Below are 26904 nucleotides of genomic sequence, written 5' to 3'. Positions count from 1 at the left end.
GATCACCTCTTTCCTCCGGAGTCATCAAGCTCTCCCCAAATTTCGTTAAACAGATCGTTAAAGCCTTGCTGCTCCCTAGCATGGAACGGCTGGGCATCCCTGATAGATGCAGGAACCTCAAAGGTCTTGCGGATTCGTCCCGGATTTTTGTCCAGCACGATGACTCTGTCACTTACGGCAATGGCTTCAGATAGATCATGTGTAACCAAAATGGCCGTCTTGCCCTGCTTCTTCAGCGTATCTGAGATCAGGTCCTCCAGCTGCAATTTGGTCTGATAATCCAGAGCCGAGAAGGGCTCATCGAGCAGCAGCAGATCAGGGTTCGTTGCTAGCGTTCTTACCAGAGCCACACGCTGACGCATTCCGCCTGACAATGCCTGCGGATATGCGTCCTCTGTACCTGCAAGCCCCATCTCAGCGAGCAGATCACGCGTTGCTAGAAGCGAAGCTTCGCTGAGCTGTCCGGTAAGCTCAAGTCCAATCGAGGCATTTGCCAAAATTGTGCGCCATGGATACAAATAGTCCTGCTGCAGCATATAGCCCACTTGGGAAGAAGGTGAAGTGACCTTTTCTCCGGCCAGACGCACCTCCCCCTTCGTTGGCTGCAGCAGGCCTGCAATCATGGACAGAATGGTTGTTTTACCGCATCCGCTTGGACCTACCAGGCTGACGAATTCGCCAGCCTCGACCTCCATACTAATGGAATCCAGAGCCATCTTTGCCTCCCGTTCCGTTACGTACACATGTGTAATTTGATCCAGTTCTATCCGTGTCATTTATTCACATCCTTTTTATGAACGGCGAACCTTACTTTCCAGCAGCTTCTTCAGCAAAAGTATTGTCTACTATCGCAGACGCTGGTACTCTCTCCTGCAGCTCGCCAGCATTCTCCATTACATCAAGCAGGTTATTCCATTCGGTATCGTCAATAATCGGGTCCAAAGCATACGTGCCTTGATCCTTATAGCGCTGTACACTGCTCACAATAATGTCACGATCCGCGTCTTTGAAATATGGCATGATGACATCGGCTATTTCTTCTGCCGTATGCTCTTCCACCCACAATTGAGCCTTGTGAATACTTTTCGTAAATTTGCCGACCACGTCTTTGTTGTCTTTGATGAAGCTCTGTTTGGTCATAAATACGGTATACGGAAGCTTGCCGCTCTCAACTCCAAAGGAAGCAACGACCTTGCCTCTTCCTTCTTTTTCGAAGATGGATGCTTGCGGCTCGAACAGCTGTACATAATCGCCTGTTCCTGATGCAAACGCAGACGTGATATTGGCAAAATCAATGTTCTGAATCAGTGTCAGATCCTGATGTGGATCGATCCCTTTCTTACCTAGGGCAAACTCACCGGCCATTTGCGGCATCCCGCCCTTTCTTTGGCCGAGGAACTCACTCCCCTTCAGCTGATCCCAATCAAATTCCGCCGTTTGATCTCTCGCAAATAAGAAGGTGCCGTCCGTTTGTGTCAGCTGTGCGAAGTTAATGACCGGGTCCTCCGCTCCCTGCTGATACACATAGATTGACGTTTCTGAACCTACCAGCGCAATGTCGATGGAGCCTGCAAGCAGTGCCGCCATCGTCTTGTCTCCCCCCGCCGTGGTTTGGATCTCAACATCCAGACCCTCTTCCTCGAAGAAGCCCTGCGCGTGAGCGACATACTCTGGTGCATAAAAAACAGAGCGGGTTACTTCGCCAACGTTAACTTTAACGTTACCGCTGCTGCTTGAACTGCAGCCGCTTAGGACGACGGTGAATAAGAGCAGCAGAATTGCAGCAGGCTTCCACCAAGCTTTTCCTTTCATTGAATAGCCCTCCCTTGAAATAAAGAATGTATGAACCATAATTATGCAGTCCATTCCCATTTGGTTAATCAGCCCGGTACAGGCTCTCTTAAACTAAGCTCATATTCACACAAAAAAAGCTGAAGGACTCTTGTAGAATCCTTCAGCTTGACAAGATATGTTGAACTTTTCGGTTATCTGTTATCTCTTTATAGTTTATAGATTTCTTTATATTTGTTCTCCAGATAATCAGCAAGGTAATCCGGATTCAGCTCTTCCCCTGTAATAGCAACTATCAATTCGGAAGGCTTGCGGGACTTGCCATATTGATAAACCTTCTCCGTCAGCCACTCTTTGAGTGGAGCAAGCTTCCCTTCCTTTATATAATTCTCGTATTCCGGGAGCTCCTTGGCCAGTGTGTTCATCATTTGGGCTGCATACATATTACCAAGCGAGTAGGAGGCAAAATAACCAAAGTCTCCGCCTGACCAATGTACATCCTGAAGCACACCAGCTCCGTCATCAGGAGGAGTAACGCCTAAATATTGTTTATATTTCTCGTTCCATACCTGCGGAAGGTCCTTTACGTCCAGCTGTTCATTAAAGAGCATTTTCTCGATCTCATAGCGGATAATAATATGAAGATTATAAGTGAGCTCATCGGCTTCAATGCGGATCAGCGAGCTCTCTACTTTATTGATGGCTTCATAGAATTGATCCAGAGAAATGTTCTCCAGCTGATTGGGAAAATAGCTCCGTAATACCGGATAATAATGCTCCCAGAAAGCCCGGCTTCTGCCGATCATATTCTCCCATAATCTTGACTGAGACTCATGGATTCCCATGGATGTTCCCTCGGCAAGAAGAGTCCCTGCCAGATTTGAATCAATATTCTGCTCATAGAGGGCATGACCGCCTTCATGAAGAGAGCTAAAGATGGCGCTCGCCACATCTGTATCATAATAATGAGTGGTAATACGAACATCACCGGGATTCAATCCCATAGCAAAAGGATGTACACTCTCGTCCAATCGCCCTGCCTCAAAATCATATCCCATTTCCTTTAATATATATTTACTGAACTCGGACTGCTGCTTAATATCAAAGGATTGTTTGAGGAAGGAAGTGTCCGGTTTATGTACGGATTGACTAATTGCTTCCTGTAAGGGAACAATTCGGGCTTTTAGTCGGCTAAATACTTCATCCAGCTTCTCTACCGTCAAATCCGGCTCATACATATCCAGAAGTGTGTCATAACGTGTATCTTTCACACCGTAATAGTCAATAAATTCACTCTGCATAGCAACAATTCGAGATAAGTAGGGTTCAAACGACGCAAAGTCAGCCTTCTCCTTGGCTACTTCCCATTTGGCTTGAGCCTGGGCGGTAAGAACACTGAATTCGCGAACCTTCTCTGCTGGAACAGATTGTGTGCGGTCGAGCTCTTTCTTACAATCATTAATCAATCGCTGTTGTACATCAGACAGAGCGGCAAATTCATTCTCCTGTTTCAAAAAAGAGAGCAAATCTTTCATTTCTTCTGATGTCTGCAGTTTAAAAGCTTCCGATGACAGCATCCCTATCGTTTCTGAACGGGTATCAATTCCTTTACGCGGTGCCCCCGTGCTCATGTCCCAGTGCAGGAGTCCAATGGCTTCATTGTAGCTTTTAATTTTTTTGTTCAGATCCAGAAATTGCTCTAATTTAGCCTGTAATTGCTGACTCATCAGTGTCACCCCATCCATATTTTAATTCGCCTACCTATTGATCATACTTTTAGCTAAGATTATAATCAACATTTAAGAGCGTTAACTAGGGTTATAACATAAGCCCTAAATGATCAAGTAAAGGAGTGGGCCTAAATTATGAAAATCAATCTTAGTAAGGCAGCTGAAGAACTCCTGACCAAAGTTCTCGGTAACAGGCCAGGCTTCATTCGACTGATGTATGACAGCGAGGGGTGCGGCTGTGCGGTTAGCGGAGTTCCTGCGTTTCGTATTGTTGATGAGCAGGAAGACGGGGATATCGTATTGGATACCAACGTTCCGGATCTAACGTTTATTTTGGACAGCCAAAAGGCTGTTTTTTTTGAAGAAGAGCTGAATTTGGCAACCGATCCCGGAGACCTGTCTTTACGTCTGTCCAGCAGTGGTCAGCACTATGGTTTATACATTTTTCCGCGCGATGAACGTGCGGTCAATGCTTAGATAATAATTACTCATTAACTGGAGGTATAAACAAATGAACAGTATTAGTCAAATCATGGAGCATAATCGTAACTTTGTGGAGAAAAAAGAATATGAAGCCTATATCTCCGATAAATTCCCACAGAAGAAAATGATGATCGTAACTTGTATGGACACCCGTCTTGTCGAGCTGCTTCCCAAAGCGATGAACTTCAAGAATGGTGACGTCAAGATCGTTAAAACAGCCGGCGCTATCATCTCACATCCATTCGGAAGTGCGATGCGAAGCGTTCTAGTCGGCCTATATGAGCTGGGTGCTGACGAGGTCGTCGTCGTCGGTCATCATGAATGCGGCATGGCCTCTCTAAATGGTGAAGCGATGCTCTCGCATATGGTAGAACGTGGCATCGACGAGAAGGTGCTCAAGACGATCGACCATGCAGGAATTAAGCTGGATCGCTGGCTGCGCGGGTTTGACAATGTCCATGAAGGGGTAATGGAAACTGTGGAGTTGATTCGAAATCACCCACTATTGCCCCCAGGTACTCCTGTTCACGGCATGATCATTGATCCTAAGACAGGCGCTCTCGATCTTGTTGTGGATGGTTATGAGAACCAGGCATCTCTCTAATCCCTTGGGTCTGGATTGCTAATCAGCAGTCCAGGCCATTTTTTTATTAAATTTCTGTGACATTTATAACAACAGTTTACTTGTCATTCGGCAATAACGGTTGTCAAACCATACAGTCGTGGTGTACACTTTTAAACATATATGGTCCTGGAAAACGCTTTTACGCTGTTATTCAAGACTATAGTTTAGTAAAGGAGACATGTCCACTTGAACATACTGTCTTATGGTTTGCTCGGGTTATTGACACGTGATGAATCATCTGGCTATGATCTCATGCTGAGGATTCAGCCCCACTGGCCTGCCAAGCACAGTCAGATTTATCCGCTGCTGTCCCGTATGGAAGAGGATGAGCTTCTCTCTTCACGCTGGATTGAGCAGACAGATAAGCCGGATAAGAAGATGTATAAGATCACGGATAAGGGAATACAGGTATTATTGGAATGGATGTATACACCCGTATCTACATCGCCTATTCGGGACGAACTGAGTCTTCGGCTGATTTGTTTTCAAATCACGAATCCGGCCCTGCTCAGACAATGGATTGAAGAACGCAGACAGTGGTACCAGATTCGTCAAGATTATTACGAAGATCTTCTCAAGGCACTTCCAGACGAAGCTGTACAGCCCACACATTCCTATTTCGGTGATTATATTGTCAACACGAAGGCAGCAATGAAAGCCAAGGCAGGAATGGAATGGTGTGATTGGGTATCCGACCTGATTCGTTCCGGTCATACTGAACAAAAATTATCCAATTCACATTAAAATTAAAAAATATGAAACCAACATATTTTTTAAGCGTATGTAAGTATTAAACACTAAAAATCACTCTTAGGAGGTAACATTTCTCACATGAAAAAATGGATCAGTTCAAAACGTTTACTTATGGTCATGATGGCATTTACTTTGATCTTCTCGACTGTAGCAATTCCAGATAATGCAGATGCACGCCGTGGTGGCGGCGGTTTCAAATCCGGAACTAAATCTTATACAAATACACCTAATCGTTCGAATGATAGTAACAGCAATGTCTCAAATTCTACAACGAACCGTAATAACAATGCTACCAATTCTACAACGAACCAAAACCGCGGATTTTTCAGCGGCGGCTCACTTATGAAAGGTCTAATGATTGGTGGACTTGCAGGTATGCTATTCGGGGGATTGTTCGGAGGAATGGGCTTCTTCGGAGAACTTCTTGGTCTTGCAATTAACCTTCTTGCCATCTTTGTATTAATCAGCCTGGGTGTAGGTATCTACAGAGCTATCAAGAGACGTCGTGAAGAGAAAGAAAAATCCCGCAACATCTATGACGGAAACGGACGGTACTAAGCTCTATGGTAATCACAATGGATGAGATTGTTAATGCCATATGTCTTCATATCGCTGAACGTAAGCAGATCAAACCGACAGATGTACAGGTGGAGCTTAGTTGGGATGAAGATACAGGCTACTCCGCTGAGGTTTGGGCTCAGGGCCGCAGTCAATTTCTCATTGAATCCAATATGATTGAAGCTATTCTGCGATATGTACATCAAGAATATAATATCCGTGCCTACCGTGAGGATGTTACACTAGAGCTTGATGAAGAAATTACAGCCAGAATTCGTACGTAGTCAATGAACGTTAACCGCCTCGAGCATAAGCTCGAGGCGGTTTTATTTTTGCTTATTAGTTCACAGGCCTAAACTCTTCTCGAAGCTGCTCCGTTGACGTTATAGGAGCGCTGCAGGAGAAGCCCCGGCAAATGTACACAGTTCCTTCTCCATTAATGGCGGGCTTGCCGACTAGACCAGGAATAAGTTCGGCCAAGGCATACTCTGACTTGCCTTCATAGTTAATAATAATGGAAGCATCAGGCGTATAGGATTTGTGGATGATGGAGATCATCTCCTGCATTTTGATATCATTCGTTCTTCCACTGATTATAATTTGGCGTCCTCCGAGTCGTGCGTAGGACATGCCAAGCAGATACATCGCATGACGATCAGCATGGGAACTCGCTTCTCCTGCCATAGAATGAAGCCATTGTTCTCCCTTCTGCATCAGCTCACTATCCTGAGTTATAGCTGCCCATTTGGTGATCAGCAACGAAAGAACCATAGCACCTGCAGGCAATGCATATCCATCAATCTCATTTCCGTAATTATATTGCTGCTCTCGATTTAACCCTGACCGTTGGAAGCTCCCTTCTGTGGGGTCCCAATACCGTCTGAACAGTGCATCCTTAAGCTCCAGTGCTTTAACCAAATATGCAGGCTGCCCTGTCACTTCATACAGTTCCATCAGTCCCCAAGCCAAAGAAGCATAGTCTTCTACATTCGCTGGATGCACAAATTCTCCATCTCGATAGCCTGAACGCAGATTGCCGTCTTGATCACGCAGCTTGTTCCATATGAAATCAGCCGCTTTAGCTCCAGCATCTGCATATGTCGTTTGCTGCAACGCTTTAGCCCCCTTGGCCAGAGCTGCGATCATCAGGCCATTCGAAGCAGTCAGCACACGGTTATCCTTGAGTGGACGCACCCTCGTCTCACGATATTGCAGCAGCTTCTGCCGGTCTTCCTCCAGCAAATTGCGCAGGGCGAGTGGATTTAAACCTCTCCGCTCCGCCTGCTCCTCAGGCGTTCCTTTCATCAGACTGGGAATGCTCTGTCCTGCGAAATCACCTTCAGGCTCAATAGCGTACACATTACAATATCGATGCATCTCCTCTACACCCAGTACATCTTCAATCTCCTGGCGGGTAAATTCATAATATCGTCCAGTCTCCCCTTCCGAGTTGGCACCTTCTGCAGCATGAAAGGCTCCTTCAGACGAAGTCATCTCTCTTAATACATAAGAGAAAATGGATTCTGCGATTTCCGCATACAGCGGATGCTCTGTTAACTGATAGGCTTCAAGGTAAGTCATTGCAAGCAAGGCATTGTCATTTAGCATTTTTTCAAAATGCGGAACAAGACCCCTCTCATCTGCTGAATATGTGAAAAAACCATGACCCACATGATCATAAATACTGCTTCGGTACATTCGATGCAGGGTATGTTCCACCATTTCTAAGGCTTTGGGCTGGCTATATACCCTAGCATAATTCATTAAGAACATGAGTTGAGCAGGAGAGAAAGGCTGGTACCCTGCTTCTGTTTTTCCGAGTTCGGAATCAAAGGCATTCTCCAACTGACGGTAGGCCCCGTGCAGAAGTTCTTCGTCAGCTGCAGCCGTATATTGTTCATTTTCTTGAATGACTCGATTTAAATGATGACCTTCCGTTTCTCTAATCATAAGCTCCTCCATTTCTAGATAATCTGTTTAAGATAACGGCTAATCCACTTATTCATACTTCAACAGAAACTTACAATATGAAGCAACAATATGAAGCACTGAATTAAAATTGACCATTTATTGAACATCGTCAGAAAAAAATCTTTAATCTTGTTTATATTTCGAAAAATTGTTTAAATAATAATTAAGTTCCGATCGTCAGCAATGCAAATTTATATATGTATCTACCTCTATTTTTCTTCTCAATCATTGTTCTATCCTGTTACAACTACCTTTACATCATTCACTAACCTAAACCCTAATTAATCAGCTATATGAGCTTTACATTTTTCTAATCTTATTAACTAACAATTTTCACGAATATATTGACCTTTGGTATACCTATATGTAAAATAAAGTAAATTTGTGAGACTGAGGAGAAGGTGAGTATGGTTGTAGATCCTGATATACTTGTTAGAGCTAACAATATGGATTCACTTATTAAAAGTATCGAAGTAAGCTGCGCACATGAGGACTGGGAGGAAGTCATTACTTTATCTCAAGCTTTGTTACATGCTGCTGAACTGGTACATTTTGATATTGTACATCGAAATGGTCCCACCAATGTATACAACAAGCATATCATCTACTATTTTGCCTATAGTCACTTAATGTCGAGCTTATCTTATCAAAAGCTAAAACAATACTCTGAGTCGATCAAATATATTTCTTATTATTCGGAATTGAGCTGGCTTAGTGATGGTACGAAGGCGGGTGAAGCCGTAATTGAGAAATTCAAATCATTTGCTGCCGCTCACTTGTTAACACTTGAAATATTGCGTGGAAATATGAGCAAACTGCCCGAATATGAAGCTTATCTAGAGAATTATTCAGGTGATGCAGTGCTAATCGGTCTCTCGATCCTGCTTGAATCTGCCATTGAACACGGTTACTGTATTGATCGACAATTATTGCGGTTTAAGCAAAATATCAATAGCTATGATTATTATGCAGAACGTAATATGGCTTCCCAATATTTATCGTATCAATATTTGCTTGCTCAGTATGAACAGCTGAACGATCAGCATTCTGAGGCGCTGTGTACAGCGGTCTATACATTATGGGCAGCTGACAGACTTAATAATGACAATTATTTCAAAAAGGCCATCCATTTATTTGAGTCTTTGCGTAAAAATGCTTCCGTTTCTCAATTAACCGCATGCTTTAATCAGCCATTTTATTAAGCTATATTATTATTATTAACCATAGAATGATTGATTCAAGATGACAGCGAAATGCTGTCATCTTTATTTTGATGCTTGTGCTATCGCTTTAAATATAAATCATCAGGTGCCATATCCCTCAACTTCTGTTCATCCAACAGTATAAGCTCCCCTCGCCTGCGCTCCAAGATGCCGATCTCCGTAAATTGTTTGACCACTCTATTTAAATGGCGATAGCTTGTACCAAGCAAGTCCGCAATTCCGTTCAAGCTGCGGCTGGATATTTTATTCAGGACAACCCCCGTCTCTGAATCCAACATCATAGAGGTCAAATACCCCGCAAATTTCTTATCTAATGGATATAGCAAATTAACACTGCTCGAACGATTCAGACTCGTCAGCTTGTAGCACATATGCTCCAGCAGGAAATGCAGAAATGCAGGCTGAGTGATGTAATGCTGATTAAGAGCTGAATAGCTGATTCCAATCAAAATGGCGGGTCTTACACATTTTACTGTCGTACTCGCCTTATTCTTCGTCACCAGCTCCACATCTCCTATCAAGCTGAGTGGATCATTGAACCGGAGGGCAAGAGACTTTCCATTTGACATGGTCGTATAGACTTTAAGCCTGCCCTGTACCAGGAAGAATAAATGGTCGATATCGTCGCCGCTCGAGCACACCCGATCTCCATGCATAAGCTCATACAGCTTCATATCGTGAATATTTACAGTGTTCAGCAGTATATCCAGCTCATATGTTTGGATAAATCTCATTAGCAAATCTTCATTATGCAAAAGTTTCAAATTCAAGAAGCTCCTCTCGTTATATATGTAGATTAACGATTACCATACAATTTTTGTTAATCATGCAGGCAAACGCCCTTTCTTCGGCTAGAAGCCCAGGTACAAGGTACTTATGAACTCGTTCTCCCGTACATTATGCTAAAAATAAAATCGGGACGCATGAGTGAACAGTACCCAAAGAGGTGAGCGATGTGCCAATCAAAAACGGTAAACAGTACATTGAACGAATCGATCGCCAACACATTAACTTATGGTATAATGGCGAACGAGTTAATGGTCCATTATCTAAGCATCCCGTATTTAGTGGACTCATGCAAACGCAGGCCAAGTTGTATGACATGCAGTGTGATGACAAATATAAAGATCAAATGACTTATTTATCTCCAGACACGGGTGAGTCCGTAGGTCTATCGTATCTACCGCCAAGCAGCTTGGAAGATTTGCAGAAACGAAGAAAGATGATTGAGCTATGGTCAAGGGAGCATCATGGTTTTCTTGGAAGATCACCAGATTACATGAATACAGCGATGATGTCCTTCTATACTGCCGCACATACGCTGGAGGAGCATAACCCCGCATTTGCTCAAAACTTAAGAGATTACTATGCCTATTGCAGAGATCACGACATTACTTTATCCCACGCCTTTATTCAGCCTCCTGCTAGTAAATGGTCCGGTCAAATCGATCAGTTCGAGGATTCCATCGCTGCAAAAGTTGAAGAAATTACCGAGGAAGGTTACATCGTCAGCGGAGCCTTTATGATGGCAACGCAAGGACCAACCTGTGACGAGATGATTGTCTTCCCTACCCCTTCTCTTGCTCCTGAGGATGAAGTGAACCCTTATGCATTTGCTTTTGCCGTTCCAAATACTCTTGAGGGAATGACCTTTATTTGCCGTGAAAGTCATGCATCAGAATCATCCTATGATCATCCACTGAGCTCAAGATTCGAGGAGATGGATACACTAGTTATTTTTGACAGGGTACTGGTACCGCATAACCGCATGTTCTATTATGGGGATGAAACCTTTGGCTTCAGGCTCTTTCATGATGGCCACTTTCATACCCATATTGGACATCAAATTATATCACGTTACATTGCCAAAACTGAATTTCTTCTGGGTTTATTTGAAACTTTGGCTGATGAACAAAATGTTGGGCTGGAGCCTCTTTCTGTTGCCAATGTTTCAAAAATCATGACCATGCTGGAGAACTTCAAAGCACTGAGACTTGCTTCTGAAACTTCTGCCGAGCTGGATGAACAGGGAATCCTGATCCCTTCAAGCAGTCCACTTCTCGCTGCAAGCGTTCAGTTTCCTCCATTTTATCTTGAAGTAATCAATATGCTTCAATTGCTTGGATCCAGCGGCATCATTATGTCCCCTATGAAAAATGATCTTTCGTCAGAACCAAGTCTATATGTGAATCAATATTTAAAAGGCCTCACAACGGAGGCCAAGGATCGTATTGCATTATTCAGGCTGGTATGGGAGCTTACTGCCGGACCATTTGGAGGAAGACAAAGTCAATTTGAACGCTTCTTTTTTGGAAGCGCCCAAACGGTTCACATTCGTATGTACAACAGCTATGATAATCATGAAGATTATCGCCAGCTGATTCATAACTTTCTAGCTAATCGAGATACATGATCTCGGAGCTGTTAATTGACTTTGCTTGGGGCGTCGTATAGCGGAATATCCGACGCTCCAACTGTATCCAGACATAGAGGGGTAACGAGCTTGACATAATCCAAGGCCTCATCATATCTGTGCTCGTCCGGGATTAACGTTATCTTGCGCCGGTCCAGCAAACAATTGACTTCGATTCGTTCTGGAATACATCCAAAAGCATGGTGGCAGAATACAATCATCATGTTTTGGTATGCCCGAATGACTTCTTCGTGATAATTGACAATATATTTTTGGATATAGAGCCCTTTCTGCACCATATGATCAGGCTGCCATGCTACCTGGAAGATAACAGACAGGTCCATATGTAAGTCTGATATATAAGCTTTGTGCTCTTCATACAGCAGGACAGGCTGTAACAGCTCCGTATGCTGTGTTAGCAGCCGGACAAGCTCATCGGTTACTCCCCATTTCACATTCCAAAAATGATCGCTGGATTCAAAATCTGTAGTATGTTTAGGCCATCTTTTCTCTAACAAATACTGAATGGGTACTTCTCTGCGAACCTCCGGTGTCAAGCTGTAGTAATCGTTAATGGTATGACTGACAGCATACTGAACCCGATGTCTCCATTCCAGGCTCTGCTGCTTGCCCTTGGCTAAATTTCTTAGTCGGTTAAGGGATCTTTCAGACCATAACATTTCCTCCAGCTTATAATCTGTTAATATCCTCTTATGTGGTATCGCTTCAGAAGGTCTCTCCATTGATATCTCTCTCCTTCTCGCTTAAGCTCTTCTCCATTTATGCCGCTGTCTAGTTATAATCTGAATCAATTTCACAAATTAGGATACATGTGCTAAAATTCCGGCAAAACGCTCACCCAGCGCCCTGCAGTCCTTCTTCTCCTCGTCCAGCGGGCTGTACTCTATTTTTAGTGAAGGCTCCGTAACAATGGCTCCACGCTCCTTAAGCTTGGCTTCAGCCGTATCTACCGCGCCGCAGAACAAGTCATATGATGTATCTCCGCTTCCAAACAAGGCTACTTTATAGCCGCTCAGATCCACTTCGTCCAGCTCATCATAAAAATCAAGGAACTCATCCGGCAAATCTCCGTCTCCCCAGGTGTATAGACCGATCATGGTTCCATCATAATTCAGCATTTCATCGGCATTACAATTCTCCGCTGATTTCAGTACAGCTGTATGACCTGCATTCTGTACTCCTTCTGCAATAAGCTCCGCAATTTCTTCTGTATTCCCTGTTAAACTTGCATATACGATTAAGATGTTTGCCATCGTTAATTATCCCTCATTTACTTTTGATATGGAACCATCATATTTGATAATGATTCTCATTGTCAACAATAAATGAACGACAGCCTGATCCGCTATCCTGCGACAAATGAATGAAAATCGTGTATTCTGCTGAAATTTCCGACACAAAATAAGCCGCTTTCTCTAAAGAGAAAACGGCTCAACCTTTCTATACTAAGTTCTATATTCATACAGGCTTGTCACAGCACTATCTATACGCGTTCAGCGGTCATTTTTTGTTCTTTCGTCAGCAAAGGCTCAAATTCATATACCCAGGTTCCATTCTCCGCAACCTTGATCTTTACCAATCCCTTTTTTCGCAAGCTGGCTATAATGTGTTCTGCTTCCTTGCTGTGTAGGTCCGTGTAGAGCGATATTTCAGATATCGTTAATAAATACTCATGCTTCATCGCGAGCTTCATAAGCTCCTTTTCAAGGCCAAGCTCCCGTCTCTTCTTCATGGAAGAGAGCTCATACAGGCCGTAAGCCAGCGGTGCAGCACCGAATAGCACAAATCCGAGATCGAATCCGGATTGCATCGCAACGAAGGAGTAGGTGTACAAGAGGATAGAGAATACTCCAAGGGCAACAAGAGTTACTGCGATCCATGTTCTGCTATTACTCATCATCAAACCTCCCTTCTTTTACTTTACCCCAAAAGAGGTGATTAAGCACATTTCCAATGAATCAAAAATCCTCTTGAATTCCAAGCTTAAGCTAATATAACGCAAAAAACGGGGAATACTGGCATGAAAACACGTAATTGTTGTACAATAGTACCTAATTGTAATTATAGCAATTCGTAAATATAAGATGAAAATGAACTTGAAGGATGGATTATTACATGTACGCATCACAGCAATGGAAAGACTATGAACTCATAGATACAGGCGGCGGAGAGAAGCTTGAGCGCTGGGGAGATATTATTCTCCGCAGACCCGATCCGCAGATCATCTGGCCGCTTGAGAAGGAAACTGGAGCTTGGAGAAACGTCCATGGCCACTATCATCGCAGCTCCTCCGGCGGAGGTAATTGGGATATGAAGAAGCCCCTCCCCGAACGCTGGACAATCTCTTATGAAGAGCTCAAATTCTACATTAAGCCAACCAATTTCAAGCATACGGGCTTATTTCCCGAACAAGCAGCGAACTGGAGCTGGATGATCGACAAGATTCAAAATGCCGGCAGACCGATCTCGGTACTGAATCTGTTCGCTTATACCGGTGGTGCCACTGTAGCTAGTGCCTACGCTGGTGCCAGCGTTGTACACGTTGATGCAGCGAAGGGCATGGTTCAATGGGCTAAGGAGAATGTACAGCTCTCAGGACTTAGCGACCGGCCTGTCCGTTTTATAACAGACGATGTATTCAAATTCGTTCAACGCGAGCATCGCCGCGGTAATCGCTACGACGCAATCATTATGGATCCTCCATCCTATGGACGTGGACCGAATGGAGAGACTTGGAAGCTGGAGCAGAACCTCTACCCATTCCTGGAGTCATGCACAGGCATTCTTACGGATAACCCCCTGTTTGTTCTCATTAATTCGTATACAACAGGAATCTCTCCTACCGTGCTGTCTAATATGTTAACGATGACGATGCAAAATAAATACGGCGGTAAAATTTCATCTGGTGAGATCGGGCTTCCGATTACAGCATCCAATATGATGCTGCCTTGTGGAATCTTGGGTCGCTGGGAGTCTTGATCCGATGAGTGATTCACAGCCACTATCTATATTATACGAGGACAACCACCTGCTTGGTGTCGAAAAAATCGTCAATGTGCCAACACAGGCCGATGCATCCGGTGATAGGGATATGTTGTCCATTCTCAAAGAGGATATTAAAGTCCGATTCTCAAAGCCGGGAAATGTATATCTTGGCCTCGTCCACCGTCTGGATCGACCTGTTGGAGGAGCTATGATCTTTGCTAAAACTTCAAAAGCTGCATCCAGACTATCGGATGCGGTCAGAACTCGAAAGTTTGAGAAGACTTATATGGCTGTTGTTCACGGTACTCCTCCTGCCAAGCAGGGTAGACTTACGCATACACTGCTGAAGAACGAGAAGACAAACATCGTATCTGTTGTGCCGGAAGGTACGCCTGGCGGCAAGAATGCGATCTTGGATTATTATGTGCTGGGACAGACAGACAAGCTGTCACTCGTTCAGGTAGTACTGCATACAGGGAGATCGCACCAGATACGAGTTCAATGCATGGCGATGGGCTGCCCCTTATATGGGGACCAAAAATATGGAGCGGAATTAAACAAGCCAGGACAGCAGCTCGCGCTTTGGTCCGTGTCCGTTGGCTTTCCTCATCCCGTAACGAAGGAACACGTGCAGCTGATTTCCGTTCCGCCCCGCAAATTTCCATGGAGCGAATGGCCTGAACCTTTGTATAAAAGTGCAGCGACTCAGCCTTTCGTATAAAATTATCCATATACGTAAAAATCCCGATCTGCAATTCAAGCAGATCGGGATTTTTATATTATTAAATCAATTTCATAGTACTTCTTAGCTGCTGATTCATGAAATTGATTCATCTAATTATTTGTTATCACTAGTGCTAACTTCTGCCACCTTCATAGCCACGCCTTTTGCATCCTTCGGTACGGATCTCTTAATAAAGAAGGCGAGTACCAGTGCCACTACGGTAACCCCTGTAGCAATAATAAACGAGAAGTTAATACCGTTGATTTGCGCATCATTTGCTAGTTGAAGCATGGCAGCTTGATCCTGTGGATTAATATCTGCCATATGCGTTTCCACATAATGAGTCGTACGGTTACTGAATATGGTGATGAAAATAGCCGTTCCGATGGCTCCGAATACCGTACGCAGTGTATTTAGCATCACCGTTCCGTGAGCATTCAGATTTTGAGGTATATCATTCAAGGCAGCGGTTTGAACCGGCATCATGAGAAGTGACATACCGAACATCCGGAGCGTATACACGATAATCAGCTGCGTATAAGACGTATCCATCGTTAATGTGCTGAATTCCCATGTTGTTATGATCGTAATAATCAGACCGATAATGCTAAGCCATTTTGCTCCAAATTTATCGAACAAGGAGCCCGTAATAGGAGACATGATACCCATAACGATTGCACCTGGAAGCATCAACAGCCCGGAATCAAGAGCACTGATTCCACGAATCGTTTGCAAATAAATCGGCAGGAGAATCATACCTGAGAACATCGCCATCGTTACGACGATCAGAACCGCTGTATTCAGCGTGTACATGGAATTCTTGAACACTCTGAACTCGAGCAGTGGAACATCCATCTTGAATTGACGAAGGACAAACACCAGTAAGGAGATCGCACCCACAACCAAGCAAGTGATAACGATCGGATCGTTCCAGCCGTTAGAGCCGGCATCACTGAAGCCATACAACAGTCCGCCAAAACCGATCGTTGATAGAATAACCGAAGTAATATCAAGCGTCGGATTGGATACTTCTGTAACATTTTTTACAAACTTTATCCCCACAAGCACGGCGATTACAGCAATTGGTAGAATAATGTAGAATAGCAATTTCCAGCTGTCAAAGGTTTGAACAACCCATCCAGATAATGTAGGGCCGATCGCTGGAGCCAGAATCATGGCAATACCGATCATCCCCATCGCACGTCCACGCTGTTCAATCGGGAAAATATTAAGGATAACAACGGATAACAACGGCATGATCACACCTGCACCTGCTGCCTGAACAACACGCCCAGTCATAAGGACAGCAAAGGTAGGGCTAAGTGCACACAGCAAAGTACCTAGTGTAAATAAAGTCATACCGGTAATAAAAATTTGTCTAGTCGTAAACTTCGCCATCAGATATGCCGTAATCGGAATCAAAACGCCGTTTACAAGCATAAAGCCAGTGGATAACCATTGGACTGTTGTTGCACCTACGCTGAGGTCCTCCATAATTTTAGGCAAAGCAACGTTAAGTAATGTTTGGTTCAAAAAGGCAACAAACGCACCCAGCAGCATCGCAAATAAGATTGGACCTTTTTTGAATTCGATCGTCTTTCCAGACTGATTTGCAGCAATACTACTCATATTAATCAATCATCTCTCTTTCTCCATCTTTTCAAGCATCAAGGAATGAATACGAAGCAAATTGTCGATATCTTCCCTCGGTAAATCCATCATATGAGATACTTTTGACATCCATAGCTCATAGACTCTCTTCTGCACTTCTCTCCCTTTCACCGTAACCTGAAGCTCCAAAGACCTCCGATCATGAAGGCATCTGTCTCTCTCCACGAGTTCAGCCTTAACAAGACGGTCAACGACACCGCTCGTTGTACTGCTTCCCATATGGCAGAGCTCCGCTAATTCAGCCAACCCAATGTTAGGATGCTCAATTAGGATAGATAATACCAGCATTTGAATACGGGTAATCTCCATCTCCTCTTCCTGTTTCCAGAATAGTCGATGAAAGCTCTGGTTCACCTGACGAAAGGACGAGAATATCTGATACATCTCATCGTATTCGAGCATGATACTCACCTTTGCTACAAAATAATTATTTTATAAAATATTTCGTATACGAAATATAAGGAGTACAAAGTAATATTATAGACCGTTTTAAAAAATAGTCAACACCTTCTATATGTAATTATTTTCTTATCAATTATATTGCCCAAACAAAAAAGGAATACGCAGCGCGTATCCCATTAGAAGGATAAACCAATTCATCTTTATCAAGAAGTTTGCTTGGTTGGGGAGCTTTGGGAAGTGATCTTGGTCAGCAGGTAGACAAGCAGCTGTTGATTATGCGAAGAAATTTTGCCAAGTGTCCCGCTAATAAAATCTTCACGGATAATCATTCCGCGCTGTGCCTCTTGTTTTCCTCTCTCTGTTAATGTGACCCATACAATTCGGCGATCGCGATCGTCCCTGCTGCGAAGTATAAGCTCATTCTTCTCCATACGATCGAGCAGCATCGTTATAGCTGCAGGTGTTGTAGACAGATAAGGAATGAATTCGGACGGCTTCATACGGGGTTGCTCGGATAGCAGTTCAAGCACCGTCAGCTGAGCCTCAGTTAATGCAGGAGCAAGGGCCTGATCCATATGGGCTTTGTAGTCCTTCGTCAGCCTTGCCCATAGTTTAGCGAATTCAGAAGAATGCATCTGTTCTTCTCCCCTCTCTTGTAGAGATTAAGTGCTTGCTTTAGTCATTAACTATTTAGCTGATGAATCATTTCGCTCTTTTTGATGCAATTCCTGCCCCATTTCGGCGACTCGACCGGTATCGACGAAGGTTCTTATTCTTTGCATTGTAACGTCAAAAAAAGCCCCTGATGCCGTTTTCTGGCGTATCAGAGGCTCTTATGACATAATTTAGGATGTCGAATCAACCGCCCGATTATCTATGACCCGTACAATCGAGTCATTCTTCTCTACGCTGACCAGCGCTTTGCCTGTACTTCTCTTATCAGAGATCGGTGCCGATTCTGTAGAAAATCCTAGCATTTTGCCTTGTTCTGTCAACGCGATCAGCTGCAGTGGCTCTTTGACATGGTATGCAGCGACGATTTGGCTGCCATTCGGCTTGACACGTTTGCCTTCCTTGAATTCAAAGGTGGCAACACCTTTACCGCCGCGGGATTGCAGCGGATAATCAAGCAGAAGGGATCTCTTTCCATAACCAAGATCCGTTATGGTAAAGATTTCTCCTTCATCCTCATCAACCCATACAGCCGTGACAAGCTCATCCTCGTCTTTTAATTGTATCCCTTTCACACCGCCGGATACACGGCCCATTGGGTTCACTTCATCCTCCAGGAATCTTACACTTTGTCCCAGCTTGGAGATAAGCAGAATGTGCCTTCCTCCCGTACTGAGATGAACACGGATAACCTCATCATTTGCACCGACCTTGCATGCGGCAACTGCCGAAGAACGCTTGGTCACATAATCTTTTAATGCAGTTCGCTTGATCTGCCCTCTCCGTGTTACGAAGACGAGACTTGCCTCTTCTTGCTCGAAGCTGCGTACCGGTATGATGCTGACAACTCGATCTTCCTTCGATAATGGAATAACGTTAACGATCGCAGTCCCCGGATCCTTCCATTTGAATTCCGGCACCTGATGGACTGGCAGAAGGTAATATTGTCCCCGCTGTGTAAACACAAGCAAATTATCCAGCGTATTTACATCATAATACGAAGAGATGACATCACCTTCAATCACACCCGAGCTGCTCCGGTCTCCTCCTGAACGGGTAAAGGAAAGCATACTTGTGCGCTTGATGTATCCTTCGTTGGACAACGTCACGAGCACGTCCTCCGAATTGACGAGAACCTCAAGGTTAACCTTCAGCTCCTCTACCTCTTCCTGAATGGCAGAACGGCGTTCTATGCCGTACTTCTCACGGATCTCCTTAAGCTCCTTTCGAATGATACTGATGAGCTTCCGATCACTTTCGAGAATACTCCGAAGCTCGGCGACTTTCTTCTGGATCTCATCCAGCTCTTTTTGCAGCGTAGTGATCTCCAGATTCGTTAGACGATACAGCTGTAACGTAAGAATGGAGTCTGCCTGCCGCTCGGTAAAGCCAAACATCCATTCCAGATTGTTCTGGGCATCCTGGCGATTCTTGGATGCTTTAATGGCAGCAATAACTTCATCCAGAATGTTAAGCGCTTTGACAAGTCCTTCCAGAACATGAGCCCGATCCTCGGCTTTCTCGAGATCGTATTGCGTTCGGTGAGTGACAACCTCACGCTGATGCGCAATATAAGCTTCAAGTATCGGCTTAAGCCCAAGCTGATGAGGTGCTTTATTCACGATCGCCACCATATTGGAGTTATACGTGACTTGAAGATCGGTTTTTTTGAGCAAATAGTTAAGAATTCCTTGGGCATCTGCTTCTTTTTTGAGCTCAACGACAATACGCAAGCCTTCACGCCCGCTCTCATCTCGCACCTCAGCAATGCCCTCGATCTTCTTCTCCAGGCGAATCGTTTCCATCGCAGTAACCAACCGTGACTTAACGACCTGATAAGGAATTTCGGTAATGACGATCTGCTGCTTACCGCCCCGCAAATTTTCAATTTCCGTCTTGGAACGAATATAGATGCGGCCCTTACCCGTACGATAGGCGTCCAGAATTCCACTTCCACCCATAATGATGCCGCCTGTTGGAAAGTCCGGTCCTTTGATAAAGGTCATAATTTCTTCAAGAGAGATGGAAGGCTTCTCCATCACAGCAATACACGCGTCAATTACTTCTCTTAAATTATGTGTTGGAATCTCTGTAGCGAAGCCGGACGAGATCCCGCTTGCCCCGTTCACAAGCAGATTCGGAAAACGAGATGGGAGAACGACCGGTTCTTTGGCCGTGTTATCGAAATTGTCTTTAAATAGAACCGTACGCTTCTCAATGTCGCGCAGAATTTCCATTGCAATCGGTGACAAGCGTGCTTCGGTATAGCGCATTGCTGCCGCTGGATCATCATCCTGAGAACCCCAGTTTCCATGTCCATCGATAAGCACATGTCCCATCTTCCAAGGCTGCGCCATACGCACCATTCCCTCATAGATGGAGGAATCCCCGTGGGGATGATAATTACCCATCACATCACCAACGGTTTTTGCAGATTTGCGGTACGGTTTGTCAGGCGTATTGTTTGAATCGTACATGGCATACAAGATACGACGCTGAACGGGCTTGAGCCCATCACGCACATCAGGTATCGCCCGATCCTGAATAATGTATTTAGAATAACGACCGAATCGATCGCCTACAACTTCTTCTAGAAATGCTGGTAAAAACTGTTCAGATAAACTCATTCAAAGCACCTTCTATTCTTCGTACTCTGTAAAATCTACGTTCTCAACGATCCAGCGCTTACGCGGATCAACCTTATCACCCATCAAAGTGGTTACTCTTCTTTCGGCCTTGGCTGCATCTTCAATCTTCACCTGCAGTAAGGTACGGGTATCCGGATCCATCGTCGTTTCCCACAGCTGCTCTGGATTCATCTCGCCCAGACCTTTATAACGCTGTAACTCGTAATTTTTGCCGAATTCCTTAACATAAATTTGCAGCTGATCCTCCGTAAACGCATAACGGACCGTTTCAAGCTTACCTGTCTTCCGGCTGATCTTATAGAGAGGAGGCTGCGCAATATACACCTTCCCTGCATCAATAAGCGGCTTCATATAGCGATAAAAGAAGGTTAGTAGTAATACCTGGATATGAGCGCCATCTGTATCCGCATCCGTCATAATAATGATCTTGGAGTAATTGCTGTCTTCGACAGCAAACTCAGTGCCGATTCCTGCACCGATGGCAGACATAATTGCCCGGTATTCTTCGTTCTTCATAATATCGGCCAGCTTTGCCTTCTCCGGATTCATCGGCTTGCCTTTGAGCGGCAGAATGGCCTGAATCTTGGAATCGCGCCCTTGCTTCGCTGAGCCGCCTGCGGAATCACCTTCAACGATGAACAGCTCATTCCGAGAGTAATCTTTGGACTGTGCCGGTGTCAGCTTCCCGCCCAGATTAGAGCTTTCACTCCGTTTCTTGCCGGATCGCATATCATCTCTGGCTTTACGCGCCGCTTCTCTCGCTTTCGAAGCCTGAACTGCCTTCTTGATCAAGGTCTGTGCAACCTGCGGATTCTCTTCGAGAAAACGCTGCATGCTCTCGGTAACGACTTGATCCACTGTACTGCGCGCTGACGCACTGCCAAGCTGATCTTTAGTCTGGCCGACAAACTCCACTTCAGACATTTTAACACTGATGACTGCCATCATGCCTTCACGCAGATCGTTTCCTTCCAGATTTTTGTCTTTTTCCTTAATCATGCTCGTACGTCTTGCGTATTCATTCATGATTCGCGTATATGCCGTCTTGAAGCCTGTTTCATGTGTTCCGCCGCCGCGTGTAGGTATAGAGTTAACGAACGATACAATCGTTTCGGTATATCCCGCATTATACTGGATCGCAATTTCGACTTCGATGTCCTCTTTTTCCGCATTAAAATGGATAACATCTGTCAGTAGATCCTTGCCTTCATTCAGATAGGCTACGAATTGACTTGCACCGCCTTCGTAATAATACTCGTCTTGATTGCCGCTGCGCTCATCCTTGAGCACTATTCTCAGCCCAGAGTTCAGGAATGCAATCTCCTGCAAACGATCAGCCAGTGTCTCGTAGCTAAGAGCAATACCGGATTTAAAAACTTTGATGTCCGGCTTGAATCTTACCTTGGTCCCGGTTTGCCGTGTATTACCGATAACTTCAAGACCTGTAACCGGCTCCCCGACATGCTCGGTTCCCTTCTTATCTACCCAGTATTCAAAGCGCTGCCGGTGAATCTTACCCTCTCGATAAATTTCCACCTCGAGAAACTCGGATAAAGCGTTCGTTACCGAGGCACCGACACCATGGAGTCCACCGGATTTTTTGTAACCGCCTCCGCCAAACTTGCCGCCTGCGTGCAGTATCGTATACACGACCTGGGGTGTAGGAATACCTGTCTTGTGCATCCCAGTCGGAATGCCTCGTCCATTATCCTGCACCGTAACAGATGCGTCTTTATGTAGCGTAATTTCAATCTTGTCACAGTATTTTGCTAAATGCTCATCGACAGCGTTGTCGACAATTTCCCAGACTAAATGATGTAAGCCAGAGCTACTTGTGCTGCCAATGTACATACCCGGTCTTTTTCGTACAGCGACAAGTCCCTCCAGCACTTGAATGTCGTCTGCTCCATAGCCGTTATTCCCGGATACGTCAGCAGATAGATCCATCTCTTGGGTCATGAATGCTCCCCCTCTTATGCCTTCACTCTTCATGAATGATCACACTTTTAAAATATATTTAGATAAATAAATCAATTTCATAATACCTTTAGCTGCTTCAATCAAAGGTATATATAGCTTCAAAATCACCGTTTTAATGATTTATGAAATTGATAGAGATAAAGAACGAATAAAGTTGTCTTCAAGCTATGCTGTTCTCAGCTTAAAAATGCAAACAGATGTTTCTTATCCTTGTCCATTTTAATTCAAGATATCCCGTTTCGTAAAGACAAGGAATGAAACAACAAGCGAACTTATCCCCCATATGCTCAGCACACAGAGCGAAAATAGAAGCGTCATGCCTTCTATTGGCGGCAAATTTCCGGCCAAATAACCGGTCAGATTCAAATTTACCATGAATAAATATTTTGCGCTGTCCCAAGAGGCGGCCATATTCGTCAATATTGTGCCGGCGATCAGTGCGGCCATCATAATAACGATGCTTGCGGATGTGCTTCTTACCAGCGTAGACACCATAAAGGACAGCACTGCCACAATGATACTAACAAACCATATTAATCCGGACTGCATCAGCAGATACTCCCACTGCTCCACTGCATGCACTTTGCTCATATCCACATCAGAGCCATGAATCTGAAAACCGGTAAAAATGGGGAAGGTAAAGCCCTTAAATCCGAAAAACAGACCTGAAATAAGATAACAAATGATAAATACGGCAAGAACAATAAGAGATACAAACATCAGCAGTGTGATTAGTTTGCTCAGCAGTATTTTCCACCGCTTGACAGGCCTTGTCAGCAGCATCTTAATCGTCCCTGTCGTCCTCTCGCCGGACACGAGATCAGAAGCCATGGCGACCACGAGCAAAGGTATAAACAAATTGATAGAATTGTTCATGAACTCTCTTGTAAACGTGACACCGCTCGGTTCATTCGGATTAATATCGTGATCCAAATAGTACTGAAGCTGTTGAATGTATATTCGCCGATATTGCTTCCACTCTTCCGGCACACGATCACTGCCTAGTGAATTCTGATTATCCGTGATTGCCTGCTGCATTTCAAGCCGCCAGTCCTGTCCGAACTTTTCACGTTTTGTTTCAGCTTCTCTCATCTGAGCATAGGTAAACATCGGTGTTAGTACGACTAATACTAGCAGAATGACATAAAACCTCTTTTTCTTGATCATTTTGATGACTTCATTACGAACAAGAGGCAGCACACTATTCAAAACAATTCACCTTCTGTCATCTTCAAAAATAATTGTTCGAGCGTAGGATTGACTTTCTGTACACCTTCTACCTGTATTCCGGCACGAACCATGGTTTTTACCATATCGGGAATTAGGCTTTCGGGCATTTCAGTGATAATGGCGTTATTACCGAGGCTCGCCGTCAAAGTATCGTCCAGCATACTTGCATCCTCCAGCTCTCTTACCTGTGAATGGCTGAGAAGCCAGCGAACTCCTTCTTCCCTGGGAGATAAATGCCAGATCGTGATATTGCTGTGATCCTCAATAAGCTCATCGACCTTGCCTACCGTGAGGATCTCTCCGTTACTTATAATCGCAACTCTATCACACATGAGCTGGATCTCACTAAGCAGATGGCTGCTGACAAACACCGCAAGTCCTTCATCCGCAAGCTTGCGTATAAAAGCCCTGAGCTCCTTGATCCCCTTTGGATCAAGGCCATTGGTCGGCTCATCCAGAATTAACAGCTTTGGATTACCAAGAAGGGCCTGGGCAATCCCCAGCCGCTGTCTCATGCCAAGAGAATATGTACTGACTTTCTCATGAATTCGCTGATCAAGACCCACAATCTCGGTTACTTCATTAATGCGTTCTTCAGCAATACCTGGCTGCATTCTCGCAAAATGCTCTAAATTTTCATAACCGGTCAAATAGGAGTACATTTCCGGATTCTCCACGATGGAGCCTACATATTTCAGCGCTTGCTCCGGCTGTCGATGAACGGGATAGCCGCATACACTCACAACACCCTCCGTGGGCTTGATCAAGTCAACGAGCATGCGGATCGTCGTTGTCTTTCCCGCTCCATTGGGACCTAGAAAGCCGAATACTTCTCCAGCACGAACTTCAAATGAAACATCCTTGATGATCCACTTTTTCTTGATTCTCTTCTTTAAGTGCTCAACTGACAACACAATCTCTCTTGAATTACTCGTCATCTGTCTTCACCCTCTGACCATGTACATCGTGAATTCCCAGCACTTCAATGATCCGTTCAGCGATTTCCTCATATCCCTGTGCATTGGGATGAAAATGATCGGAAGCCAGCAATTGCGGAACACTATGCTCAAATAGATCAAACGTTTCGGCCATCATCATCTGATCGTCTGTATTAATAAGCTGCAGCGCCTGACTATTCCAAGCAGACACCACTGTATTGCCCAGCAGCTTCATATCAGGCAAATCATTGAAAGGATTATATAACCCTACATATACAATCCAGGCTTCTGGATTAATCTCTGCAATTTTTCGTAAAATTTCTTTGAGATTAGTCGTTCCACCCGGCAAAGTTTCATACAGCTCTTCAGCATCAGGCAGCTCTGCCGCGCCCTCTTCATACGCCTGAGCTGCCTTGAATAAGTCATTGCCTCCAATAGACAGCAGAATTAAATTAGATTGCTTTAAAACATACTGTACTCCCGTCTCATCGAGCTGCGGCAGCAGCCCTTCTGTAGTCAATCCATTAATAGCCAGATTGGCCGTAACTCGAACCTCATTCTCTTCATCCTGCAGCATTCCGACGACACGACGAATAAAGCCTTTTCCATCGTCATCTCCGGTTCCCTTCGCCAGAGAATCTCCAATGGCTGCCACTTTTATTTCTTTACTTTGCTCGATTGGCGCTGCCAAGGGCACTTCACGATCTGCCCCTTCATCTTCCATAAGTACGGTATTCCCTGATGGAGCGATAATATCCTGCACCGCAAGGACAAAACCGGTGATAAGAACGATGGTTACTATAATCGAAGTCGTACTTACAATTGCCCATATTTTTGTTGAAGATTTCACAAGGACCTTCCCTCCACAACAATTTATTCATAAAATTTCTGGTAAAAGTACGAAATGAGGTTTTATGTAAAATCCGGATTATTAGGATCGTCCAATTTCACTCTAAACTTACAACCCGATAATGAATAATTTCATATTGTAAAATGGGTTCTCATGATAAACATAAAACTTCAGGCCTCCATTTGCAAATAATGTCCAAAAAAAAGAACCTCCAGTTACGGAGATCCCAAAACAACAGCATAATATGTTTGCACCTAAAAAATATGGCATTTTGCTTGAGATGACTTAAGGGTCATTTAAAGCCTTACTAACTAAAGCAACTTCATAATTCCTTGTTCATGGGTTATGAAATTAGATTCAACAATAACTTATTTTCCGACAAATTCCTGAGCCCAGTAGCCATTCACATACCCTACACCAATAAGTGTAAAGTTTTTGTTCATGATGTTGGCTTTGTGTCCAGGACTGTTCATCCATGCTTTAACTACTTCAGCAGGTGTTTTTTGCCCTTTGGCAATGTTCTCACCAGCATAGCTGTAGCTGATACCGAAAGTCTTCATCATATCGAATGGAGAACCGTAAGTTGGAGATGTGTGACTGAAGTAATTGTTGTCACTCATGTCCTTCGCTTTCGCTACGGCCATTTTTGTCAGATTCGTATGAATTGTAAGCGGTTTGAGACCGCCTGCTGCACGTTCCTTGTTAACCAAAGCAACAACTTCCTTCGCATATGCGGATACAACAGAGCTGGAGTCTGTAGAAGTGTTACCAGAGTTAGAGTTGGAACCACTATTAGATCCCGTATTTGAACCAGTGTTAGATCCGGAGTTAGAACCGTTGCTAGACCCTGTTTCAGATCCAGTATTCGAACCTGCGTTAGATCCTGTATCCGGTTTTTGAGTTGTGTTACCACCAACGGTAATGACTTTCCCGCCGATCGTAATCGTATTACCGTCAACCTTCACCTCATGACCATTTTCCTTAAGGAAATCTAAAATGGATTGCTGATAGCTTTCGAGCTTATCCTTAGCTGGAGAAGCGGAAGCTACACCCGCTCCTGGCAGAAGCATTCCTGCTGCAAGAACTGCACTCAAACTACCAGCGATGACTGTTTTCTTAATAGACGATCTCTTCAAAAATATCAGCTCCTAAGTATTAAATATTACAATTTTGTAACTGGTATGCTTAGGATTATAACAGCACTTTCGACATTTGTTAACCCATAAATTTTGGAAA

The 26904-nt window shown here is 44.3% G+C and carries 26 protein-coding genes; 9 read left to right on the top strand and 17 right to left on the bottom strand.

Annotation, left to right across the window (positions count from 1 at the left end; translation table 11 throughout):
• Positions 1-2: 2 nt before the first annotated feature.
• The 3 genes from BLW49_RS08225 to BLW49_RS08215 form a co-directional block, all read right to left on the bottom strand.
• Complete coding sequence (locus BLW49_RS08225; RefSeq protein WP_090724019.1) at positions 3-776, bottom strand: ABC transporter ATP-binding protein; 774 nt, start codon at positions 774-776, stop codon at positions 3-5.
• Between the two features lie 31 nt (positions 777-807).
• Positions 808-1812 (bottom strand): ABC transporter substrate-binding protein, encoded by a 1005-nt coding sequence (locus tag BLW49_RS08220; protein WP_076312813.1) that lies wholly within the window; start codon positions 1810-1812, stop codon positions 808-810.
• Positions 1813-2000: 188 nt separating this feature from the next.
• Positions 2001-3518, bottom strand: a complete 1518-nt coding sequence (locus BLW49_RS08215; protein ID WP_090724517.1) for a carboxypeptidase M32 — start codon at positions 3516-3518, stop codon at positions 2001-2003.
• 138 nt (positions 3519-3656) lie between these two features.
• Between BLW49_RS08215 and BLW49_RS08210 the strand changes: the two genes are divergently transcribed.
• The 5 genes from BLW49_RS08210 to BLW49_RS08190 all read left to right on the top strand — a co-directional run bounded on the left by BLW49_RS08210 (position 3657) and on the right by BLW49_RS08190 (position 6224).
• Complete coding sequence (locus BLW49_RS08210) at positions 3657-3998, top strand: iron-sulfur cluster biosynthesis family protein (RefSeq protein WP_076312814.1); 342 nt, start codon at positions 3657-3659, stop codon at positions 3996-3998.
• Positions 3999-4032: 34 nt separating this feature from the next.
• Positions 4033-4608, top strand: a complete 576-nt coding sequence (locus tag BLW49_RS08205; RefSeq protein WP_047910680.1) for a beta-class carbonic anhydrase — start codon at positions 4033-4035, stop codon at positions 4606-4608.
• A 207-nt stretch (positions 4609-4815) separates the two neighbouring features.
• Positions 4816-5373: a PadR family transcriptional regulator gene (locus BLW49_RS08200; protein WP_076312815.1), complete on the top strand. Its 558-nt coding sequence runs from the start codon at positions 4816-4818 to the stop codon at positions 5371-5373.
• An 87-nt stretch (positions 5374-5460) separates the two neighbouring features.
• A complete protein-coding gene (locus BLW49_RS08195) occupies positions 5461-5940 on the top strand; it encodes a hypothetical protein (protein ID WP_076312816.1) in 480 nt (159 codons plus the stop codon).
• A 5-nt stretch (positions 5941-5945) separates the two neighbouring features.
• Positions 5946-6224 carry a YxcD family protein gene (locus BLW49_RS08190; protein ID WP_076312817.1) on the top strand — a complete coding sequence of 93 codons (279 nt, stop codon included), beginning with the start codon at positions 5946-5948 and terminating at the stop codon, positions 6222-6224.
• Positions 6225-6279: 55 nt separating this feature from the next.
• Here the strand turns inward: BLW49_RS08190 and BLW49_RS08185 are convergent, their stop codons facing one another.
• Positions 6280-7890: a thioredoxin domain-containing protein gene (locus BLW49_RS08185; protein ID WP_090724018.1), complete on the bottom strand. Its 1611-nt coding sequence runs from the start codon at positions 7888-7890 to the stop codon at positions 6280-6282.
• Positions 7891-8318: 428 nt separating this feature from the next.
• Between BLW49_RS08185 and BLW49_RS08180 the strand changes: the two genes are divergently transcribed.
• Positions 8319-9113 (top strand): hypothetical protein, encoded by a 795-nt coding sequence (locus tag BLW49_RS08180; protein ID WP_090724016.1) that lies wholly within the window; start codon positions 8319-8321, stop codon positions 9111-9113.
• A gap of 80 nt (positions 9114-9193) precedes the next feature.
• Here BLW49_RS08180 and BLW49_RS08175 read toward each other — a convergent pair whose 3' ends face one another.
• Positions 9194-9898, bottom strand: a complete 705-nt coding sequence (locus tag BLW49_RS08175) for a Crp/Fnr family transcriptional regulator (RefSeq protein WP_090724014.1) — start codon at positions 9896-9898, stop codon at positions 9194-9196.
• 191 nt (positions 9899-10089) lie between these two features.
• Between BLW49_RS08175 and BLW49_RS08170 the strand changes: the two genes are divergently transcribed.
• Complete coding sequence (locus BLW49_RS08170) at positions 10090-11547, top strand: 4-hydroxyphenylacetate 3-hydroxylase family protein (protein ID WP_090724013.1); 1458 nt, start codon at positions 10090-10092, stop codon at positions 11545-11547.
• An 11-nt stretch (positions 11548-11558) separates the two neighbouring features.
• Here the strand turns inward: BLW49_RS08170 and BLW49_RS08165 are convergent, their stop codons facing one another.
• From BLW49_RS08165 to BLW49_RS08155, 3 genes are all read right to left on the bottom strand, one after another.
• Positions 11559-12290 (bottom strand): hypothetical protein, encoded by a 732-nt coding sequence (locus tag BLW49_RS08165; protein ID WP_076312822.1) that lies wholly within the window; start codon positions 12288-12290, stop codon positions 11559-11561.
• Positions 12291-12368: 78 nt separating this feature from the next.
• The gene (locus BLW49_RS08160) at positions 12369-12821 is read right to left on the bottom strand and encodes a flavodoxin (RefSeq protein WP_076312823.1); all 453 of its coding nucleotides are present in this window, start codon (positions 12819-12821) and stop codon (positions 12369-12371) included.
• Between the two features lie 230 nt (positions 12822-13051).
• Positions 13052-13468 carry a hypothetical protein gene (locus BLW49_RS08155; protein ID WP_143042094.1) on the bottom strand — a complete coding sequence of 139 codons (417 nt, stop codon included), beginning with the start codon at positions 13466-13468 and terminating at the stop codon, positions 13052-13054.
• 215 nt (positions 13469-13683) lie between these two features.
• Here BLW49_RS08155 and BLW49_RS08150 point away from each other — a divergent pair, with 215 nt between their 5' ends.
• On the top strand, positions 13684-14547 hold the full coding sequence (locus BLW49_RS08150) for a class I SAM-dependent methyltransferase (protein ID WP_090724012.1): 864 nt from the start codon (positions 13684-13686) through the stop codon (positions 14545-14547).
• Between the two features lie 4 nt (positions 14548-14551).
• Positions 14552-15274: an RluA family pseudouridine synthase gene (locus tag BLW49_RS08145; RefSeq protein ID WP_076312826.1), complete on the top strand. Its 723-nt coding sequence runs from the start codon at positions 14552-14554 to the stop codon at positions 15272-15274.
• Between the two features lie 117 nt (positions 15275-15391).
• Here BLW49_RS08145 and BLW49_RS08140 read toward each other — a convergent pair whose 3' ends face one another.
• The 9 genes from BLW49_RS08140 to BLW49_RS08100 form a co-directional block, all read right to left on the bottom strand.
• Positions 15392-16906: a DHA2 family efflux MFS transporter permease subunit gene (locus BLW49_RS08140; protein ID WP_076313512.1), complete on the bottom strand. Its 1515-nt coding sequence runs from the start codon at positions 16904-16906 to the stop codon at positions 15392-15394.
• Between the two features lie 9 nt (positions 16907-16915).
• Positions 16916-17350, bottom strand: coding sequence for a MarR family winged helix-turn-helix transcriptional regulator (locus BLW49_RS08135; protein WP_076312827.1), 435 nt, complete (start codon positions 17348-17350; stop codon positions 16916-16918).
• Positions 17351-17553: 203 nt separating this feature from the next.
• Entirely contained in the window at positions 17554-17985 is a 432-nt protein-coding gene (locus tag BLW49_RS08130) for a MarR family winged helix-turn-helix transcriptional regulator (protein WP_047911200.1), read from the bottom strand.
• Positions 17986-18195: 210 nt separating this feature from the next.
• Positions 18196-20649 carry a DNA gyrase subunit A gene (gene gyrA, locus BLW49_RS08125; RefSeq protein WP_076312828.1) on the bottom strand — a complete coding sequence of 818 codons (2454 nt, stop codon included), beginning with the start codon at positions 20647-20649 and terminating at the stop codon, positions 18196-18198.
• Between the two features lie 12 nt (positions 20650-20661).
• The gene (gene parE / locus BLW49_RS08120) at positions 20662-22629 is read right to left on the bottom strand and encodes a DNA topoisomerase IV subunit B (protein ID WP_076312829.1); all 1968 of its coding nucleotides are present in this window, start codon (positions 22627-22629) and stop codon (positions 20662-20664) included.
• 240 nt (positions 22630-22869) lie between these two features.
• Positions 22870-23859 (bottom strand): ABC transporter permease, encoded by a 990-nt coding sequence (locus BLW49_RS08115; RefSeq protein WP_090724011.1) that lies wholly within the window; start codon positions 23857-23859, stop codon positions 22870-22872.
• Entirely contained in the window at positions 23856-24818 is a 963-nt protein-coding gene (locus BLW49_RS08110) for an ABC transporter ATP-binding protein (RefSeq protein WP_076312831.1), read from the bottom strand. Before BLW49_RS08110 ends, BLW49_RS08115 begins: the two co-directional genes overlap by 4 nt.
• Positions 24808-25668, bottom strand: a complete 861-nt coding sequence (locus BLW49_RS08105; RefSeq protein WP_090724009.1) for a GDSL-type esterase/lipase family protein — start codon at positions 25666-25668, stop codon at positions 24808-24810. Before BLW49_RS08105 ends, BLW49_RS08110 begins: the two co-directional genes overlap by 11 nt.
• Before the next feature lie 368 nt (positions 25669-26036).
• Complete coding sequence (locus BLW49_RS08100) at positions 26037-26804, bottom strand: CAP domain-containing protein (RefSeq protein WP_076312833.1); 768 nt, start codon at positions 26802-26804, stop codon at positions 26037-26039.
• Positions 26805-26904: the final 100 nt, after the last annotated feature.

Origin of the sequence: Paenibacillus sp. PDC88 (assembly GCF_900106725.1) — a bacterium.
Lineage (GTDB): Bacteria > Bacillota > Bacilli > Paenibacillales > Paenibacillaceae > Paenibacillus > Paenibacillus shunpengii.
The sequence above is the reverse complement of the archived record's forward strand: the minus strand, read 5'-3'. Positions and strand labels throughout refer to the sequence as shown.

Excerpts from the sequence above, each read along its gene's own strand:
- BLW49_RS08150 (WP_090724012.1), top strand. The coding sequence starts at position 13,684 with ATGTACGCATCACAGCAATGGAAAGACTATGAACTCATAGATACAGGC.
- BLW49_RS08225 (WP_090724019.1), bottom strand. The coding sequence starts at position 776 with ATGACACGGATAGAACTGGATCAAATTACACATGTGTACGTAACGGAA.
- BLW49_RS08195 (WP_076312816.1), top strand. The coding sequence starts at position 5,461 with ATGAAAAAATGGATCAGTTCAAAACGTTTACTTATGGTCATGATGGCA.
- BLW49_RS08160 (WP_076312823.1), bottom strand. The coding sequence starts at position 12,821 with ATGGCAAACATCTTAATCGTATATGCAAGTTTAACAGGGAATACAGAA.
- BLW49_RS08140 (WP_076313512.1), bottom strand. The coding sequence starts at position 16,906 with ATGAGTAGTATTGCTGCAAATCAGTCTGGAAAGACGATCGAATTCAAA.
- BLW49_RS08210 (WP_076312814.1), top strand. The coding sequence starts at position 3,657 with ATGAAAATCAATCTTAGTAAGGCAGCTGAAGAACTCCTGACCAAAGTT.
- BLW49_RS08155 (WP_143042094.1), bottom strand. The coding sequence starts at position 13,468 with ATGATGAGTAATAGCAGAACATGGATCGCAGTAACTCTTGTTGCCCTT.
- BLW49_RS08180 (WP_090724016.1), top strand. The coding sequence starts at position 8,319 with ATGGTTGTAGATCCTGATATACTTGTTAGAGCTAACAATATGGATTCA.
- BLW49_RS08220 (WP_076312813.1), bottom strand. The coding sequence starts at position 1,812 with ATGAAAGGAAAAGCTTGGTGGAAGCCTGCTGCAATTCTGCTGCTCTTA.
- parE (WP_076312829.1), bottom strand. The coding sequence starts at position 22,629 with ATGACCCAAGAGATGGATCTATCTGCTGACGTATCCGGGAATAACGGC.
- BLW49_RS08190 (WP_076312817.1), top strand. The coding sequence starts at position 5,946 with ATGGTAATCACAATGGATGAGATTGTTAATGCCATATGTCTTCATATC.
- BLW49_RS08205 (WP_047910680.1), top strand. The coding sequence starts at position 4,033 with ATGAACAGTATTAGTCAAATCATGGAGCATAATCGTAACTTTGTGGAG.
- BLW49_RS08110 (WP_076312831.1), bottom strand. The coding sequence starts at position 24,818 with ATGACGAGTAATTCAAGAGAGATTGTGTTGTCAGTTGAGCACTTAAAG.
- BLW49_RS08185 (WP_090724018.1), bottom strand. The coding sequence starts at position 7,890 with ATGATTAGAGAAACGGAAGGTCATCATTTAAATCGAGTCATTCAAGAA.
- BLW49_RS08130 (WP_047911200.1), bottom strand. The coding sequence starts at position 17,985 with ATGCATTCTTCTGAATTCGCTAAACTATGGGCAAGGCTGACGAAGGAC.
- BLW49_RS08165 (WP_076312822.1), bottom strand. The coding sequence starts at position 12,290 with ATGGAGAGACCTTCTGAAGCGATACCACATAAGAGGATATTAACAGAT.
- BLW49_RS08145 (WP_076312826.1), top strand. The coding sequence starts at position 14,552 with ATGAGTGATTCACAGCCACTATCTATATTATACGAGGACAACCACCTG.
- BLW49_RS08135 (WP_076312827.1), bottom strand. The coding sequence starts at position 17,350 with ATGCTCGAATACGATGAGATGTATCAGATATTCTCGTCCTTTCGTCAG.
- BLW49_RS08215 (WP_090724517.1), bottom strand. The coding sequence starts at position 3,518 with ATGAGTCAGCAATTACAGGCTAAATTAGAGCAATTTCTGGATCTGAAC.
- gyrA (WP_076312828.1), bottom strand. The coding sequence starts at position 20,649 with ATGAGTTTATCTGAACAGTTTTTACCAGCATTTCTAGAAGAAGTTGTA.